Source organism: Collinsella aerofaciens, from assembly GCF_015546965.1.
GTDB lineage: Bacteria > Actinomycetota > Coriobacteriia > Coriobacteriales > Coriobacteriaceae > Collinsella > Collinsella aerofaciens_X.
Window position 1 is genome coordinate 33,274 of the sequence record NZ_JADMUF010000005.1, and the last position, 17,758, is coordinate 51,031.

A 17,758-nucleotide genomic window follows, 5' to 3' on the forward strand; every position below is an offset into this window, starting at 1 on the left:
TGCCGCTTATGAGTCGCCGCAACACCGAGCTGCTCTTGCTCATCGCCTCGGCGTTCCCCGTCATCCTGCTGTATGCGATGTACGTCCTCACCGCGGGCGCTGCCATCTCCTTTGAGACGCTCGCCGTACCGATCGGCCTCTTTGCCGCCTTTGCCGCGGCCCACATTGCCGTGCGCATCTTGGCACCCGGTGCCGACCCCGCCATCCTGCCCATCGTATTTATACTTTCGGGCATCGGCATCACGTTCGTGACGCGTCTCGCCCCCGCTCTCGCCATCTCACAGCTCATCATCCTGTTTGTCTCGGTGGCGCTCATGGTGGGAACGCTTGCACTAGTCAAAAACCTCGACGTGGTCATGCGCTACAAGTACACCTTTGGCATCATCGGCATCATTCTGCTGATGCTGCCTATCTTTATCGGCACCACGATCTCGGGCTCCAAGCTGTGGATTCGCATCGCGGGCTTTACCATCCAGCCCGGCGAGTTCGCCAAGGTCTTTATCGTCCTGTTCCTGGCCGGCTACCTGGCCGAGAACCGCGAGCTGCTCTCCATCTCCAACCGCAAGATTCTGGGCTTTAAGATCCCTCGCCTGCGACTGCTGCTGCCGCTGTTTGCCGTGTGGGGTGTGTGCCTGCTCGTCGTCGTCTTCGAACGCGACCTGGGTTCGGCCGTGCTGTTCTACACCATCTTCTTGCTGATGCTCTACGTTGCCACGGGGCGCTTTTCGTATGTCGTTATCGGCCTTGCGCTCTTAGCTGTTGGAGCCGTGGGCGCCTACAAGTTCCTGTCGCACGTTCAGGTGCGTTTCCAGGTTTGGCTCGATCCGTTTAAGGACGCCCAGGGCCAGGGCTACCAGATCGTCCAGTCGCTCTTCTCGCTTGCCGATGGCGGTCTGGTCGGTGTTGGCATCGGCAACGGCATGGCCAACAACATCCCTGTCGTCGAGTCCGACTTTATCTTCTCGGCTATCGGCGAGGAGATGGGCCTTTTGGGCGGCGGCGCCGTGCTCATCCTGTTTATGCTCTTTGCCGTGCGTGGCCTCACCACGGCTGCCCGCGCTAAATCCGACCTCGCCGCCTTTAGTGCCACAGGCCTTACGGCCGCCATCAGCTTCCAGGCCTTCTTGATCGTTGGCGGCGTAACCCGCCTGATCCCGCTGACCGGCGTCACCCTGCCCTTTATGAGCCAGGGCGGTTCTTCGCTGCTGGCGAGTTTTATCATCGTCGCGCTGCTGCTGCGCGCCGGCGACGAGGCAACCGGACGCGAAGCCGAGCTCACCGGCACCGGCACCATGGCCGCCATCACCGATGACCAGGTCGCATCCGCCGCTGCCCCGACCGGTACGCGTTTTGCCAGCGCACCTTCCTACAGCCACGGCAACCACTCCGCGGGTTCACGCATGCGTCGTCGCCTGCTCGACACGCCAGAGTCCGGCGTGCTCGGCCGCGTGGCACTTGCCAACCGTCTGACTCGTGCCGTGTTTGCCTTTACGGCGCTGTTCGCCATCCTTATCGGCAACCTCACCTATGTCCAGGTCATCAAGGCAAAGGATTACCAGGACATGCCGACCAACAACCACACCATCGCCCGCTCCAAGTACATCCAGCGTGGCTCCATCATCACGTCCGACGGCGTGACACTAGCCGAGTCGCTGCAGCAGGAGGACGGCACCTACGCCCGCTCCTACCCCAACGGCAACATGGCCGCGCACGTGGTGGGCTACGTGAGCCAGCAATACGGCACCGCCGGCATCGAGAGCGTCATGAACGATACGCTCACCGGCTCCAAGGATTACTCCAGCTGGAACAACGCCATCGCGTCGCTCGCGGGGCAGACCCAGCCGGGCAATACCGCCAAGCTCACCATCGACTCGCGCATCCAGACGGCTGCCGAGCAGGCGCTCAAGGGCTTTAAGGGCGCTGTGGTGGTCATGGATCCGCGCACCGGTGCGGTCCTTGCGTGCGCGAGCTCGCCCACCTACGACAACACCAACATCGATGCGCTGCTCCAGTCGGGCGGCGGCGAGGACGGCTCCATGTACGACCGCGCCATGGACGCGCTCTACACCCCGGGCTCGACCTTTAAGGTCGTCACACTCTCCGCGGCGCTCGATACCGGCACCGCCAGCCTTACCAGCACGTACCAGGCGCCCGGCTCCATGGATATTGGCAACGCGCCGGTCACCAACTATGCCAACGAGAGCTACGGCACCATCAGCCTGCAGCAGGCCTTCGCCGTGTCGTCCAACGTCGTCTTTGGCCAGGTGGCAAACGAGGTCGGTGCCAGCTCGCTCGTCCAGTTTGCCAACGCCTTTGGCTACGGTCAAAAGCTCGGTCAGGATCTGACCACCGCGGCTTCCATCATGGCCGACCCGTCGCTTATGACCGAGTGGGAGACCGCTTGGGCAGGCGCCGGCCAGCCCGTCGGTATGGACCACACGCCTGGCCCGCAGACCACCGTTATGCAGAATTGCGTGATCGCTGCCGCCATCGCCAACAGCGGCGTGGTCATGGACCCGTTCTTTGTGTCCCAGATACTCGCCCCGGACGGAACCGTGGTTAAGACCACGCAGTCCCGCTCGCTGGGCCAGGCTGTCAGCTCTGCCACGGCCGACCAGGTCAAGCAGGCCATGCTCGCCGTCGTCCAGTCCGGTACCGGCACCGATGCCCAGATTCCGGGCGTCAAGGTTGCCGGCAAGACCGGTTCGGCCGAGATCGGCGGCACCAACGTCAACTCTATGTTTGTTGGCTTTGCACCTTACGATTCACCCACGGTTGCCATCTCGGTAGCCCTGGAGGATTACGACAAACACGACGTCAAGGCGGCCAAGATTGCCGGCATCGTCCTGACCGCGGCGCTCGCCGCACAGGGAGCGTGATGCCCGTGATCGAAGCGGATACTTGGGGCGCGCCGCGGCCGATGAGCTAGCGACAACGCGCCACGCGGCCCCAGCGGCCATAGATTTGGTACTACACACATCGTTGAGCGAATAAGTTAGTTAGGAGCAGGAATGGAACAGAGGGTCCTCGGGGGAAGATACCTCCTCAAGGATAAGGTGGGGACGGGCGGCATGGCGACCGTCTTCCGTGCACAGGATCAGGTCCTCGACCGCACGGTTGCCGTCAAGATCATGCTGCCGCAGTATGCTGGTGACGCGACCTTCGCCGCACGCTTTAAGCAGGAGGCCCAGGCAGCAGCCGGTCTCTCCTCCCCCTATATCGTGGGCGTCTACGATTGGGGCAAGGACGGCGACACCTATTACATCGTCATGGAGTACCTGCGCGGCACCGACCTTAAGAGCGGCATCAAGAGCCACGGCGCCCTCGACCCCAAGAAGGTCGCCCAGATCGGCTCGCAGATCAGCTCCGCGCTTTCGGTCGCCCACAAGCACGAGATCATCCACCGCGACATTAAGCCGCAGAACATCATGGTGCTGCCCGACGGCAACATCAAGGTGATGGACTTTGGCATTGCGCGCGCCAAGAACAGCCACCTCACGCAAGACAACAACGTGCTGGGAACCGCCCACTACGTCAGCCCCGAGCAGACCCGTGGTCAGGACCTCGGCCCCACCTCGGATATCTACTCGCTGGGCGTCGTAATGTATGAATGCGCCACCGGCCGCGTTCCCTTTGACGGTGACGACGCTATCTCGGTCGCACTCAAGCAGGTCAACGAGTTGCCTATTCCGCCGAGCCAGATCAACTCCGGTGTCGACGCCGACCTTGAGCGCATCATCCTCAAGTGCATGGAGAAGGACCCGGCAAACCGCTTCCAGACCGCCGACGAGCTGCGTCAGGTGCTCAACAGCTACCTGTCGGGCCGTGCCGTCAACGTCTCGGAGCCCACGCGCATCATCGGTGCCCCCGGTGAGCTGGGCGCCACCAAGACTCGCGAGCTTTCCGATCAGACGCGCGCCATGGTGCGTCCCGTCTCGGGCGTGAGCGGCCAGAATACCGCCCGTAGCTCGGTTTCGGGCTCCACCGGCTCCTACGAGGTCGAAGAGCCCAAATCCAACAAGAACAAGATCATCGCCGCCATGGTGGCAGCCGTTGCCGTCATCGGCATCGTGGTGGCCTTTGCCACAGGACTCTTTGGCGGCGAGCAGGTCACCGTGCCCGACGTGCTGGGCAAGGACCAGCAGACTGCCGTCGAGCTGATCAAGGAAGCCGGCCTCGAGGTCGGCACCATCGACCAAAGCTACAATGACGATGTCGACGAGGGCAAGGTCGCCGAGCAGACGCCCAACGGCAACACCAAGAAGGCCAAGGGCACCAAGGTGAACCTGGTAATCTCCAAGGGCCCCAAGCCCTCCGAGAAGGTTGAGGTTCCCCAGCTTGTCGGCCTGACCAAAGACCAGGCCGAGGCCGCGCTGGCAAGCGTTGGCCTGAAGGGCAACGCCTCCGAGGAGGCCAACGAGGCCGATGAGGGCCAGGTCTTTGAGCAGGGCACCGATGCCGGTAAGGAAGTCGCGAAGGGCACGACCATCTCGTACAAGGTCTCGAGCGGCCCAGATACCACGTCCGTCCCCGACCTGACCGACATGACCGAGGCCCAGGCGCGCAACGCCCTCGATATGGCAGGCTTTGGCGTCGACGTGAGCTACCAGGAGAACGACTCGGTTACCGAGGGCACCGTGATCAGCTGGAACCCCAGCGGCAAGCAGAAGCCCGGCGCCACGATTACCGTCGTCATTGCCAAGAAGTCCGGCAAGGCCACCGTCCCAGGCAACCTGTACGGCAAGAGCATTTCCGCCGCCGTTACCGCGCTCAACAACGCCGGTTTCTATAACATCGGCTTCTGTGACCAGAACGGCAATCCCGTGAGCGGTAACGAGGATGCCACCGTTACGGGCGTCTCCCCCACCGGCAAGCAGTCCACCGACAGCACGATCACGCTAACAGTCGCACTTTCTGGCTCGGGTTCGGGCTCTGGCTCGGGCACGGGTGACGATTCCGGTACGACCAACTAGTCGCCACCCCACCGTTCATCACGGCTCTCGCCGCAAACATATTCGCTCACAGGCGCCCGCTTGCTCCCCCAGCAAGCGGGCGCTTCGCTTTTGACATGGCATTGAACCAGAAGAGCCCGGCACCGTAGCGGTACCGGGCTCGATATTCCTCTGGTGCCCCCCAGGCGGATTCGAAAACTCCCCCTGCGGGGAAATTGGTGACGCGGGTGTCGACGGCCCGAATCCTGCCCTTAGACCAGAAGAGCCCGGCACCACAGCGGTACCGGGCTCGATATTCCTCTGGTGCCCCCGGGCGGATTCGAAAACTCCCCCCGCGGGGAAATGAGTGACGCGGGTGTCGATGGTCCGAATCCCGCCCTTAGACCAGAAGAGCCCGGCACCGTAGCGGTACCGGGCTCGATATTCCTCTGGTGCCCCCGGGCGGATTCGAACCGTCGACACCCGCTTTAGGAGAGCGGTGCTCTATCCCCTGAGCTACGGAGGCATGTTGTACTAGTGTAGCAGATTTACTGCATCGCCATACGTCGCATGACTAGACTTCGAAGTTGCGGTGGAATAGTTCCTGTCTGAAGCATCTAAAGCCGTATTTAGGAACTATTTCACCGCAACTTGTGAAGAGCTAGTTGCCTTTGTGGAAGAGGTTTTTGATGACGGAGGGGATGCTCTTGGCACCCTTGGCCGTCACATCGATAAAGTCGGGCGAGCGCACGAGCTTATCCTCGTCGACGTACTTGCGGACAGCACGAAGCGTCTCTTTGTCGTCGCGCGTCGAAAACGTAAAGTGACCGTTGTCCTTGGTGAAGATGGCAAAACGCGTGATCTTCTTGGTGCCGCGTAAAACCTCGGCGGCAATATAGTCGACCTCGTCCCATGGGATTTGAATATAATCCTCGGGATTGCGCTCGTTGTAATACTCGAACGCCTTATTGCCCACCATCACGTTACCGTGGCTGGTAAGCCCCATCAGGCAGGTTGCCGGCGTTGCCAGATCGACCGTGCTGTTCTGAGATTGCGCCATGCGCGCCTCGCCCTCCAAATAAAACAATCGGACCGCATCCAGTGTACCCACCGGGTGCGGTCCGTTTCAATGGCTCAAAAGCCCTTGCCTAGCAATTCTCGGTCTTAAGCCGAAACGTGCTTACATGAAGCCGCAGACGCGACCGATGATGCCGATGGCGAAGAGAGCCAGGATGATGACGATCGGGCTGACCTTCTTCTTGAGGAGCTTGCAGACCAGCAGGGTCAGGCACACGGCGGCAAGGCCGGGGATGAGCTGATCGAGGTTGGCCTGAAGCGTGGTGACCTTCACCTGATCAAGGGCGTTAGCACCGATGGAGTTATACATCGTCAGTGCTTCCTTGACACCCTCAGAACCGGAGGGCAGGTTAGCCCAGTCGATAAAGGCGCCAGCAGACTGCGTGACCTTGGAGACGACCGGGGTGAAGGAGATGGACACCCAGCGCTCGACCAGGGCGCCGATGATGAACATACCCAGGATGGAAGCACCCTCGGTGACCTTGCCCATCAGACCGCCGGAGAGGTCCTTGGCGATGGAGGAGCCGACCTTGTAGCCAAACTCCTGCGTGTACCACAGGAAGGCGTAACGGATGATGTTCCACGCGAAGAAGAACAGCAGCGGACCGGCGATGCTGCCGGACAGGGCCAGGGAAGCGCCCAGAGCGCCCAGAATCGGGCGAAGGGTGAACCAGAAGGCGGGGTCGCCGACGCCGGCGAGCGGGCCCATCATACCGACCTTGACGCCCTGAATGGCGACGTCGTCGATCGGAGCACCGTTGGCGCGCTCCTCCTCGAGAGCGAGGGTGACGCCAATGACGGGGGCGGAAACATAGGGATGGGTGTTATAGAACTCCAGGTGGCGCTTAAGAGCGGCAATCTGGTCATCCTTGCTGGTGTAGAGCTTCTTGATCGCAGGGATCATTGCGAAGCACCAGCCGCCGTTCTGCATACGCTCGTAGTTCCACGAGCCCTGAAGGAACTGATGACGGAAGCAAACCTTCTTGCGGTCAGCCTTGGTGAGCTGAATCTTGTTCTCTGCCATATGTATCACTCCCCTCCTACTCGTAATCGTTCAGAATGTCGCCGAGCGGGTCACCGGAGCCGCCGCCCATGCCGCCACCCTGCTTGGCCAGATCCTTAAGGCCAAGGTAGATGAGGGCAAGGGAGATGCCGATGAGGCCAAGGGCGATCAGCGTGAGCTGAGGGATGGCAGCAAGGACAAAGCCGAGGATGAAGAACGGCCAGGTCTCCTTGGTGGCCATCATGTTGATGACCATGGCGTAACCGACGGAAGCGACCATGCCGCCGCCGACAGCCATACCGCCGGACAGCCAGTCGGGCATAGCGTTAAGCGCGTTGGTAACAGCCTCGGCCGGGATGATGCACAGAAGTACTGCCGGGATGGCGATACGAAGGCCCTGCATGAGGATAGCAGCGTACTGCCAGCGCTCGATGCCGGAGAAGTCGCCCTTCTCGGCGCAACCGTCCATGGCGTGAGCGATAGCGGTAGCCAGGGTACGGCAGATCATGGTCAGGAACAGACCAGCGACCGACAGCGGGACGGCGACGGCGATGGCGGCGGTAACGGCCTTTGCCGAATCGGTGGCGCCACCGTTGAGGGCGAGCACCATGATGATCGAAGAAGCGACCGAGGCCAGAGCGGCGTCAGGCGCGACAGCGGCGCCAACGTTAGCCCAGCCAAGGGCCATCATCTGGAGCGAACCGCCCAGGAGGATGCCCTCCTGAAGGTGACCGGTTACGAGACCGATAAGCGTGCATGCCACGAGCGGCTGATGGAACTGGAACTCATCCAGAATGCCTTCCATACCGGCAAGCAACGCGACAATCGCAACAAGCAGAATAGTGATTGCAGACATGTATCGGACCCTCCTTTACTATGCTTGAGCGGCCAGTTCGGCCTTAGCTTTCTTCAACATGGCGTCGAGATCCTCGGAGGAATCCGAAGGAACCTTGCGGACCTCGAACTTGACGCCCTTGGCCTTGAGGGCCTCGAGAGTCTTGACGTCGTCATCGCCCATAGCGACGGCGTTGGTGACGACGACCTTGCCCTTGGAGTGAGCCATGGAACCGATGTTGACTTCCTTGATGTCGACGCCGGCCTCGATGGCCTTGAGCAGATCCTGCGGGTTCTCAAAGAGCAGCATGGCCTTGGTGTCACCAAAGCGCGTGTCCTTGACGACCTCGGCCATCTTCTTGATGGGCACGACGTTGGCATGGACTCCCGGAGGGGCAGCCTGCTCGATCATGGTCTTGCGGAGCTCGTCGTGAGCAACGCCGTCGGAAACCACGATGATGCGGTTGGGGTTGATCTGCTTGGTCCACGTGGTGGCCACCTGACCATGAAGCAGACGGGTGTCGATACGGACGTGGGCAATCTTGATGTGCCCGTCGCCGATGACCGTTCCCGGAGGGATGGCGCCTGCAGGAGCAGCGGCGGCCGCAGCCGGCTTCTTCTCCTCGGGCTCCAGAGACTCGGGCTTGACGCGCACGCCAGCCTTAGCCTCAGTCACGAGATGTTTTGCGATCGCATGTGCAGTGTTCTTTGCGTCAAAGCGCTGCGAATATGCCTCGATGAGCATAGGCAGGTTGACACCGGTGACGATAGCCCAGGAATCGTGGTCCTCGATGAGCCCGCTGATCTGGTTGAACGGCGTGCCGCCCCACAGATCAACGAGGAAGAGCACCTGCTCCTGGTCCTCGAAGGAAGCGATTGCTTCCTCGACCTTGGCACGGAAGTCGTCGGGGCCCATGCTCGGCTCGAGCGAGACCACGGCAACAGACGGCTGATCGCCAAAGACCATCGAGCCCGTCTGCTTGATTCCAGCTGCCAAGTCCCCATGGCTAGCAAGAACAATACTTACCATCACATAACCTCCTTTTTGTCTACGTATTTCCTACACGACATGAATGAAGTATAGCTGTTTGGTTTATGGAATTATGCGAGAAACTGCAAATGGTTGCATTATTTGTTTAAACGTCTTTTTTTGTTACAAACTGATTACATCTTTGGTTTGCAGCTTGTTTTCTGCTGGAACGCGATTTTTGCGTTGGCTTTAATGACGGATGCAAATGCGCTGTTCATTAATACCGATTCAAACAGCATTAATGCGGCTGACCCTACTTTATTTTGTTTAAACACTTATCGCTTGACTAATGATTGAGAATATGCTCAAGAAAATCAAGCCGGGCCGTAGACGTTGGACGTTCTTGAATGACAAGTTGTTTAAGAACGTCCCCAATGACTGGGTTAGGCGATGTGGAGGGGATGGGCCGCGTCGACGGCGTCTGGAGCGTCGACGGGCTCGGAGAGGCTGGCCTCCGTCGGCTCTTCGTCCGGAGTCTCAATCTGTTTGATCATGACCTCTTGGCCTTGGAGCAGGTACGTATCGCCGCTGCCGCAATGAGGGCAAATCTTGCCGTGCTCGACGGTCGCGTAGTCGCGGCCGCACACTTCGCAATGCGTCACGGCCTCGACGGGCTCCACAATGAGCTCGGCGCCCTCGGTGATGGGCTTTTTATCTGCTGCCCAGCGCCACGCATCGAGCAGCAGATCGGGAACGACGCCCGAGACCTCGCCCAGCAGCAGCGTCACGCTCGAGACGCGACGCACGCCATTGGCGCGCGCCACATTCTCAACATCGCGAATGATGTGATAAACAATCCCGAGCTCGTGCACTTGTGTTCCTTCCGCCGCCCAACTGGCTTCTGCGCCGTTCTTTTAGTCGTTATGTTCTTTTATTTCTTCCCGAACTTAATTTTGATGGCGCGCTTGAGCGCGTACTTGCCCAGGCTCGGCAGCTTTTGCTCGTATTTGACCATCGTGGAGCACTCGGGGCGGTCACGATCAAGGTGAATGGCGTCGAACGCGCACTTGGTGGTGCACAGGCCGCAGCCAATGCACTTGTTGGGGTCGACGATCGAGGCGCCGCAGCCCAGGCAGCGGGCGGTCTCGGCGCGCACCTGCTCCTCGGTAAAGGTCTCAACATACTCGCTAAACGGCGCAGCCTTCTCGCGTTCGCGGTCCACATGCGCAACCTCGCGGCTCGCGTTGTCGTAGCTATCGAGCACAACGTCGTTGCGGTCGAGCGCGGTGTAGCGGCGCTGGTTGCGGCCGATGGTGAGCGTGGAGCCCGGCTGCACAAAGCGATGGATGGACACCGCGGCCTCGTGACCGGCGGCGATAGCGTCGATGGCAAAGCTGGGGCCAGTGTAGACGTCACCGCCCACAAAGATGTCGGGCTCTGCGGTCTGGTAGGTCTGGGGGTCGGCAAGGGCACCCTGACCACGGCCAAACTCCACCTTGGAGCCAGCCAGCAGGTCGCCCCACACGATGGACTGGCCAATGGACATGACCACGCGGTCGGCATCGACGCGGCGCAGGTCGTTCTCGTCGTACTCGGGCGCAAACCGGCCCTCGTCATCGTAGACGCGCGTGCAGCGCTTAAAGGTGATGCCGCACACACGGCCGGCCTCGTCCAGATGGACCTCCTTGGGGCCCCAGCCGCAGCTGATGTGAGCGCCGTCCTCAACGGCCTCGCGACGTTCCTCCTCGCTGGCGGGCATCTGGACCTCGCTCTCCAGGCAGAACATCTCAACGTGCTCAGAGCCCAAACGGCAGGCGTTGCGGGCAACGTCGATGGCCACGTTGCCGCCGCCCACCACAATGGTGCGGCCGGACAGGGTATCGATCTTGCCACTGTTAACCTCGCGAAGGAAGTCGACGGCCACGGTCACGTCCTCGGCATCCTCGCCCGGAATACCGGCAAGGCGGCCGCCCTGGCAGCCGATGGCCACGTAAAAGGCCTTAAAGCCCTGCGCGCGCAGCTCGTCGAGCGTCACATCACGACCGACCTCCACGCCATAGCGGAACTCGGCACCCATCAGGCGAATGATCTCGACCTCGGCCTCGATAACATCCTTCTGCAGCTTAAAGCTGGGAATGCCATAGGTGAGCATGCCACCCGGGCGCTCGTTCTTCTCGAACACGACGGGCTTGTAGCCCTTCTCGGCCAGATAGAAAGCGCAGGACAGGCCGGCCGGACCGGCACCGATGATGGCGATCTTCTGATCAAAGCCGCCAGCGCGCGTCGGCATAACCACGGGCGGGACGTAGCGGGTCGCGGCATCCAAATCGCGCTGGGCGATGAACTTCTTGACCTCGTCGATAGCCACGGCGGCGTCCACACGGCCGCGAGTGCAGGCATCCTCGCAGCGGCGGTTGCACACGCGGCCGCAGATGGCGGGCAGCGGGTTCTCACGCTTGATGAGCGCCAGCGCCTCGTCATAGCGACCCTGAGCCGCGAGCTTCAAATAGCCCTGAACGGCAACGTGCGCGGGGCAGACCGTCTTGCAGGGAGCGGTGCCGGACTCATGCGTCTCGATACGGTTGTCGTTGCGGTAGTTGGGCGACCACTTGGTGTGATCCCATTTGGTGGCGTCGGGCAGCTCCTGGCGCGGATACTCGGGCACCTGTCCGCCGGCCTTTTTGCTGCAGAGCTTCTGGCCGAGCTTGGCGGCGCCGGCCGGGCACACCTCAACGCAGCGACCGCAGGCAACGCACTTGTCCTTCTCGACCTTGGCGACATAGGCCGAGCGCGACAGGTTGGGCGTGTTGAACAGCTGAGAGGTGCGCAGGGCATAACACACGTTGACGTTGCAGTTGCAGATAGCGAAGATCTTGTTCTCGCCGTCGATATTGGTGATCTGGTGCACAAAGCCGTTGTCCTCGGCCTGGCGCAGGATGTCGTAGACCTCGTCGCGCGTCACGTAATGGCCGCGGTCGGTCTCAACCACATAGTCGGCCATATCGCCCACGGCAATGCACCAGTCGGCGGGGTCGTCGGCGCAGCCCTCACCCATCACGCGACGGCTCGCGCGGCAGCTGCAGGTGCTAGCGGCATATTTGCCATCGTATTTGTCGAGCCAGTGCTCGATATGCTCGATCGGCACCGAGGTGCTCGCGGCGTCGATGGCCTTCTCGACCGGAATGACGTGCATGCCGATGCCGGCGCCTCCGGGCGGCACCATCGGCGTGGCCTTGGACAGCGGTCCCTTGGACGCCTGCTCAAAGAACTTGGCATAGACCGGGTGCTCCTCGAGCTGGCTCACGCGCATGTTGAGGAACTCGGCGGAACCCGGCACCAGCATGGGCAGCACCCACTGCTTGGCGCGCTCGGGGTTTTCCCAGTTGTACTCGAGCAGACCCGTGTAGCTCATGTCGTCGAGCATCTTCTCGATATCGGCTTCGGGCATGCCGGTGAGCTTGACCATCTCGGGCAGCGTATAGGGACGGCGCATCTTCATCTTGCAGAGCACTTCGGCCTGCTCGTCAGTTGCGGCCTCGGCAAACGACCAGTACTCGTAGCCCAGCAGCTCATCGCGATGCAGTAGACGGTTGGTGCAGTGCTCGCACAACTTGACGATTGCCTCGCGCGGATGCTCCGGCAGCGGCGGCACGAACTCCGCGCCGATATCGGGCTCGGTATAGCTAATCCCCGGTCCGTTGAGAATCATGGTTGTCCCTTCTCTTGCCGCAGCCCGGCGAGGCCGCAGCGCCCCTCTTTTTTTGCAGGCCGGGCATGCCCCCATGCCGTTCACCCGCCATTGTTGACATTGTGTCAAAAATAGTATTGACGAACCGTCAACAATATTCAAGACTGTTAGGCGAACGGTCAGGCAAAAGAGGGTGAAAGGCGGCAAAACATGGGCAACAACGCAGCAGATACCTCTGTGGTCGATGCCATCCCCGCATCCGATAGCGCGGCAAAGCGCTTGACGGGCGACGAACGCCGTCGCGAGATCCTCGATGCCGTGCGCACCGTAAGCTCCGAGTTGGGCGTGTCCCACCTATCGGTATCGGCCGTGACCAAACGAGCCGGCTGCACGCGTTCATTGTTCTACCACTACTTTGCCGACATGGACGCCGCCGTCACCGCTGTTATGGACGAAGCGATCGACGGCTTTATCTCCGAACTCGAGCAGTGGAACGCCGGCCGCACCGTCGGAGATATCGAGGGCGCGCTCGACACCGTCGCCCCGCTCTTTAAGCGCCTGGTCGCCAGCGGCCACGAGCTGCCGAGCACGCTCACCTCGAGCAGCGGCGCGCTCTACGGCGGCTTTTTGCACAACGTGGTCCAGCGCGTGGCGCAGTATATCTGCGACACCACCGTGGTGGATTTTGTCGCCCATCATGAGCTACGCATCGACCATGTCTACGAGACGTTCTACACCCTCATCATGGGGTTGTTGATGTATATCCGCACGCACCCCGATGTGCCCGACGAGACGGTCAAGGAAATCATCGCCTCGACACTCCACATCGAGGGCTATACCGCCAAGTATCCGGAGCGTAAGCCCCAGAACTGACGACATTTGGCCAAACTGCCCGCGATCAGAAGAGGGGCCGCGGGCGTGTGAAAGGAGAGCAGCATGCTGTTCGATGTTTGGGGTAGCGATACCCTTATCCACTGGGCCGGCTGGGCCATGGTCTTTATCGGCCTGATCGTGCTCAACGAGGTCGGCCGCCGCACCAAGCTGGGCGCGGCAATCATCTTTGGCGTGGCTCCGCTGGCCATGACCATCTACTGCGTCGCCATCGCCATTGGCGTCTCGCAGGGTGCCGAGTGGGCACTCACCAACCCCACCCATGTGTACCAGAACAGCTGGTTCCACTACGCCAAGGTATACGCGGCGCTCGCCGGTTGCTGGGGCTTCATTGCCATTAAGTACCAGTGGGGCAAGATCGGCAAGGCGCATTGGTTCCGCGCGTGGCCGTTTGTGATCGTCGCCATCAACATCATGATCGCCGTCGTGTCCGACTTCGAGAGCGCCTATCACTTCTTTGTCCTGGGCCAGTCCACCTGGGTCACCTCCGAAGGTGCTACTCAGCTGGCCGGCTGGAACAACGTGTTCAACGGCATCGCCGGTATCATCAACATCTTCTGCATGACCGGTTGGTGGAGCGTCTACGCCTCCGAGGATCAGACCGACATGCTGTGGCCCGATATGACCTGGGTCTACATCATCGCCTACGATATCTGGAACTTCTGCTACACCTACAACTGCCTGCCCACCCACTCCTGGTTCTGCGGCTTTGCGCTGCTGCTGGCGCCCACCGTCGCCGCCTTTATCTGGAACAAGGGCGGCTGGATCCAGAACCGCGCCTTTACGCTGGCCATTTGGTGCATGTTTGCCCAGGTGTTCCCGTACTTCCAGGAGGAGTCCATCTTTGTGACCCACTCCACGCTCGATCCCGGCGCCGCTACCGCGGTCTCGATCGCCGCGCTGGTCGCCAACATCGCCGCGATCATCTACATCGCCTACCGCGCCAAGAAGCTCGGCCGCAATCCCTACAAGCAGGATGTCTTTGAGGGCACCAGCGATTGGGAGAAGGCCACCGCCCGCCGCGCCAAGGTTGATTACGCACACGCCGAGTAACGCGCCTGACGCAAACATCGCTTGAGTACGAAGCCGCATAGCCGGCTCCGCGCAATGCAACGTATTGCATGCCCCCGGAAAGCGATTTGTTCGCTTTCCGGGGGCTTTTTGTTGTTGCGCGCATCCACACACATATTCAAAACCTCTCGCACAGATAAAATCAGATTTCCAATCGCCTGACAGCTCTATATGACCCTGTTTTTGGGTACATTGTTGTCCCGATATTGAGCTTGGGGGATGTATGAATGATGAGACGATGGGCCAAGAGGATGCGGCCCAAGATGCAGAAGCTTGCGCTGAGGCCTTGGAGAGCTTAGACCGGATTTCACTCGATGAGATTGCGTTTGACGATTCGGGCGTTGATGTGCAGGATGGGCCGGAAACCGAGGCGCAGTCCGATGATCAGGATGCAGACGACGTTGAGCCTGCCGAAGATGAGGCAGGTCACGAAGACACCGAAAGCGAGGCCGGCAATCAGCCCGAATCCGACACGGGCGAGGAAACCGTCTTGCTCGACAGCTTGCCGGCCGAGGATTCGCTGACCCGCGAGCTTCCTGGCCTGGGTTCCGCACCAGCCGTGGACGAAACCATCGCCATGGGCGATATTCCCCTGCCGTCCGTTCCCTCGGCACGCGAGGCCGAGGTTCGCCATCGCAAGATGTCGCCCAAGCGCCGCAATCTGATGGTCGCCGGTGTCGTAGCCGTCGCGCTCGTCGCCGGTGGCGCAGGCTATACCGCTTGGAACGGTTATCAGCAAGAGCAGGCTGCCGTCGCCGCCGCCAATGCGCACACGATGATGTCGGTGCAGATTGGCGTGCATGCCGCGGGCCTCGACTGCTCAACTGGCTCCAAGATTCCCGTGCAGGTGAGCGGGCAGGATTCCGACGGCTCTTCCGTGAGCGAAACGCTCTACGTTGACGAACATGGTCGCGGCATTAAGCTGCTGCCCGGCGACTACACGTTCTCCATCGCCGCCTCCCCCATCGCGGCCGACGGCACCATCTACACCGTCCCGACCACCAAGGCCCAAGTTACGGTCAAGAGCGATGGGCAGGATTTGAGTGCCCAGGCCACCTTTAAGCTCAAGGTACCTTCGGCCGACACGGTGACTGACGACCAGATCGATGCCGCCGCCAAGTATGCCGAGGAAGGCGGGGTGAATTCCGCCGCGGTCGCAAAGGTACTCCAGCAGGCGGCAACCGCGCGACGCGACGCCGCAACCAACGCCGTGAGCTCCCGCAAGGCGCAGGCGGCCCGCGACGCCGATGCTCGACATAAGGCAACGGACCTGTATCAGCTCGATATTCCCGTTGAGTGGTACGGCAAAGTCGCGACTTGGCAAAACGGCAGCACGCTGTGCATCTATCTTGCCGGCGACACGAGCACGCCGCTTGTGACGCTTGTCACGGTGCGCGACGGCGAGAGCTTTACGCCCGATGAGGGCGACGCGGTTTTGGGTGCGGCAAACCTCGGCAACGGCTACACCGTCTACGCCAGCGGCCCCGTTTATCCGTATGTGGTGCCCCAGACCATCAACGGACGCACGCAGAACCCCGTGTCGACCTACCCCATGGACACGGCCATTGAGCTTGTCGAGCTTACGACCGGCAACCGCTATACCTATAGCCAGATCAAGAACGTGCTGGTCGGCAAAGACGGCAAGGCCGACGCCGCCACCAAGCTCGAATGCGACTACCTCGCCCAGATTCTGCTGCCCAGCATCAAGGCCCAGGACTAGCCTGGCGCAGCAAGGTGCTCCCCAACCGTGATGAAGGAGCCAGGAGGTCCTGACCCCACAGGTCCATAGATGATTAGGCAAGGAGCCACTTCCATGCGGGCGTAACGTGTACCACACCGTGCTCGCATGGAATATCGGTCTGTTCATCCATGGTAACGATTGCCGACTCGCCAAGATCAAACTGGGCCATCGAGGCATCAAGCGCGGCAATTTCGCGCTCGCGCGTTTTCTCACTTGCCATATCCGCACTCACCTGAATCAGGCTATAAGCCCGCATGAGAAGCGCGTCCCCAGCCACAAAGTCCACCTCATGGCTTTTGCTCTTCTCTTTGATCAGCAGGCGGCAGACCGAGCCGGTCCTCACCGCGGGAGTCCTTCTTCTTAGCGCATTGAACACTGCGGTCTCGAGCCTCTGGCCCTGGTCCAATGCTGATGCGGGAGAGAATGCTCCAAACATCGCAGGGTCGACAGCGTAGACCTTAGACGCAGACCGCATGTTATTTGCCAGTGAACGCGTGAACTCCGGCACAGAAAATAACAGGTAGGCGTCCTCATAATACTCAAGTAAGTCGCTGAGCGAATTACGACTGACGGGTATCTGTCTGCTCTTGAACTCGTTGTACACTTTGTTCACTGACAGCTCTCGTCCCGAAGATGCCATACACCGCGTCAAGAACAGCGATGCCAGGCGAGGGTTCTTGACGTCGTAACGTTCAACGACGTCCATGGCGACCGTTCGCGAAGCATATTCCTGTAGCAGCTGAATCGCGTCTGCAGGCGTCTGCTCAAGTGTCGCGATGAATCCCCCTCGTTCAAGATACCCGATCAGATGATGTCGAAGCAGCGCTGCATCGCTCGGGGAAAAGGTCGCATCTGGCTCGGGAACGCTCCCCGTCTTATATCGAACGTATTCCGAAAAACTCAACGGAAAAAGCTCTCGCACAAGAGAACGACCTCTGAACTCGCTCTTAAGTTCTGAGGACAGCATCTTAGAAGAAGATCCCGTCACATAGACGGTCGCTTTCTCCGTATCGACTACACGCCGCAGAAACGCACCCCATTCGGGAATTTCCTGGATCTCGTCAAAGAAAATGTAAGCGCCCTCGGTTCGAGCAGCAGGATACAGCGCATAGAACGTGTCGAGCACGTCCGCCAGCAGCGATGGCTCATACGGGCGCAAGCGCTCATCCTCAAAATTGAAGTAAAGCATCCGGTCAAGCTCGACGCCCCGGCTCTGAAGCCGCCGCATCTCCTGATACAGGCGATACGTCTTTCCACAACGGCGGGCCCCCACAATCACATTTACGATGTTGTCGCGCTTTGGCTCCTGTGGGTTTCCTAGATCAAGGTCTCGCTCAAAGACCTGCGGAACCCCCTGCTGTTCAAAGTCCTTTATTTTCTGGGCGATCAAGTCGTTGAATGCCATGATTCTCCAATCTTGCTCTCTAGCTAATCAAAATTATAGCGATTCTTGATTAATTAGAGAGCAAGATTATGTCTGACTTGATTAACACTTAAGCAAGTTTTTTCACTAGTACTGCTCGAAGGATGCCGAGTGGCTGAGAGGACAACC

12 protein-coding genes and 1 tRNA gene are annotated in these 17,758 nt (G+C 60.4%); 5 read left to right on the top strand and 8 right to left on the bottom strand.

What is annotated here, in order from left to right; translation table 11 throughout:
- Positions 1-8: 8 nt before the first annotated feature.
- Positions 9-2,879, top strand: a complete 2,871-nt coding sequence (locus tag I1M21_RS04835) for an FtsW/RodA/SpoVE family cell cycle protein (RefSeq protein WP_195192649.1) — start codon at positions 9-11, stop codon at positions 2,877-2,879.
- Positions 2,880-3,011: 132 nt separating this feature from the next.
- Positions 3,012-4,973, top strand: coding sequence for a Stk1 family PASTA domain-containing Ser/Thr kinase (gene pknB / locus I1M21_RS04840; protein WP_195192650.1), 1,962 nt, complete (start codon positions 3,012-3,014; stop codon positions 4,971-4,973).
- 408 nt (positions 4,974-5,381) lie between these two features.
- Here the strand turns inward: pknB and I1M21_RS04845 are convergent.
- From I1M21_RS04845 to I1M21_RS04875, 7 genes are all read right to left on the bottom strand, one after another.
- A tRNA-Arg gene (locus tag I1M21_RS04845) sits at positions 5,382-5,457 on the bottom strand.
- A gap of 135 nt (positions 5,458-5,592) precedes the next feature.
- Positions 5,593-5,991 (bottom strand): DUF956 family protein, encoded by a 399-nt coding sequence (locus I1M21_RS04850; RefSeq protein WP_006235193.1) that lies wholly within the window; start codon positions 5,989-5,991, stop codon positions 5,593-5,595.
- Between the two features lie 120 nt (positions 5,992-6,111).
- The gene (locus I1M21_RS04855; protein ID WP_022094170.1) at positions 6,112-7,032 is read right to left on the bottom strand and encodes a PTS system mannose/fructose/sorbose family transporter subunit IID; all 921 of its coding nucleotides are present in this window, start codon (positions 7,030-7,032) and stop codon (positions 6,112-6,114) included.
- Between the two features lie 16 nt (positions 7,033-7,048).
- The gene (locus I1M21_RS04860) at positions 7,049-7,867 is read right to left on the bottom strand and encodes a PTS mannose/fructose/sorbose transporter subunit IIC (RefSeq protein ID WP_055285302.1); all 819 of its coding nucleotides are present in this window, start codon (positions 7,865-7,867) and stop codon (positions 7,049-7,051) included.
- A gap of 18 nt (positions 7,868-7,885) precedes the next feature.
- Entirely contained in the window at positions 7,886-8,875 is a 990-nt protein-coding gene (locus I1M21_RS04865) for a PTS sugar transporter subunit IIB (RefSeq protein ID WP_195192651.1), read from the bottom strand.
- Positions 8,876-9,258: 383 nt separating this feature from the next.
- Entirely contained in the window at positions 9,259-9,687 is a 429-nt protein-coding gene (locus I1M21_RS04870) for a hydrogenase maturation nickel metallochaperone HypA/HybF (RefSeq protein WP_195192652.1), read from the bottom strand.
- 59 nt (positions 9,688-9,746) lie between these two features.
- On the bottom strand, positions 9,747-12,524 hold the full coding sequence (locus I1M21_RS04875) for an FAD-dependent oxidoreductase (protein WP_195192653.1): 2,778 nt from the start codon (positions 12,522-12,524) through the stop codon (positions 9,747-9,749).
- A 189-nt stretch (positions 12,525-12,713) separates the two neighbouring features.
- Between I1M21_RS04875 and I1M21_RS04880 the strand changes: the two genes are divergently transcribed.
- The 3 genes from I1M21_RS04880 (at position 12,714) to I1M21_RS04890 (ending at position 16,185) form a co-directional block, all read left to right on the top strand.
- Positions 12,714-13,376 carry a TetR/AcrR family transcriptional regulator gene (locus I1M21_RS04880; protein WP_195192654.1) on the top strand — a complete coding sequence of 221 codons (663 nt, stop codon included), beginning with the start codon at positions 12,714-12,716 and terminating at the stop codon, positions 13,374-13,376.
- 63 nt (positions 13,377-13,439) lie between these two features.
- Positions 13,440-14,447 (top strand): DUF5692 family protein, encoded by a 1,008-nt coding sequence (locus I1M21_RS04885; RefSeq protein ID WP_117746534.1) that lies wholly within the window; start codon positions 13,440-13,442, stop codon positions 14,445-14,447.
- Between the two features lie 241 nt (positions 14,448-14,688).
- Positions 14,689-16,185, top strand: a complete 1,497-nt coding sequence (locus I1M21_RS04890; protein ID WP_195192655.1) for a hypothetical protein — start codon at positions 14,689-14,691, stop codon at positions 16,183-16,185.
- 73 nt (positions 16,186-16,258) lie between these two features.
- Here I1M21_RS04890 and I1M21_RS04895 read toward each other — a convergent pair whose 3' ends face one another.
- Entirely contained in the window at positions 16,259-17,611 is a 1,353-nt protein-coding gene (locus tag I1M21_RS04895) for an ATP-binding protein (RefSeq protein WP_195192656.1), read from the bottom strand.
- Positions 17,612-17,758 lie beyond the last annotated feature (147 nt).

Bases quoted from the DNA above. Each gene is read 5' to 3' on its own strand.
- I1M21_RS04890 (WP_195192655.1), top strand. From the start codon at position 14,689: ATGAATGATGAGACGATGGGCCAAGAGGATGCGGCCCAAGATGCAGAA.
- pknB (WP_195192650.1), top strand. From the start codon at position 3,012: ATGGAACAGAGGGTCCTCGGGGGAAGATACCTCCTCAAGGATAAGGTG.
- I1M21_RS04855 (WP_022094170.1), bottom strand. From the start codon at position 7,032: ATGGCAGAGAACAAGATTCAGCTCACCAAGGCTGACCGCAAGAAGGTT.
- I1M21_RS04885 (WP_117746534.1), top strand. From the start codon at position 13,440: ATGCTGTTCGATGTTTGGGGTAGCGATACCCTTATCCACTGGGCCGGC.
- I1M21_RS04835 (WP_195192649.1), top strand. From the start codon at position 9: ATGAGTCGCCGCAACACCGAGCTGCTCTTGCTCATCGCCTCGGCGTTC.
- I1M21_RS04860 (WP_055285302.1), bottom strand. From the start codon at position 7,867: ATGTCTGCAATCACTATTCTGCTTGTTGCGATTGTCGCGTTGCTTGCC.
- I1M21_RS04865 (WP_195192651.1), bottom strand. From the start codon at position 8,875: ATGGTAAGTATTGTTCTTGCTAGCCATGGGGACTTGGCAGCTGGAATC.
- I1M21_RS04875 (WP_195192653.1), bottom strand. From the start codon at position 12,524: ATGATTCTCAACGGACCGGGGATTAGCTATACCGAGCCCGATATCGGC.
- I1M21_RS04850 (WP_006235193.1), bottom strand. From the start codon at position 5,991: ATGGCGCAATCTCAGAACAGCACGGTCGATCTGGCAACGCCGGCAACC.
- I1M21_RS04895 (WP_195192656.1), bottom strand. From the start codon at position 17,611: ATGGCATTCAACGACTTGATCGCCCAGAAAATAAAGGACTTTGAACAG.
- I1M21_RS04880 (WP_195192654.1), top strand. From the start codon at position 12,714: ATGGGCAACAACGCAGCAGATACCTCTGTGGTCGATGCCATCCCCGCA.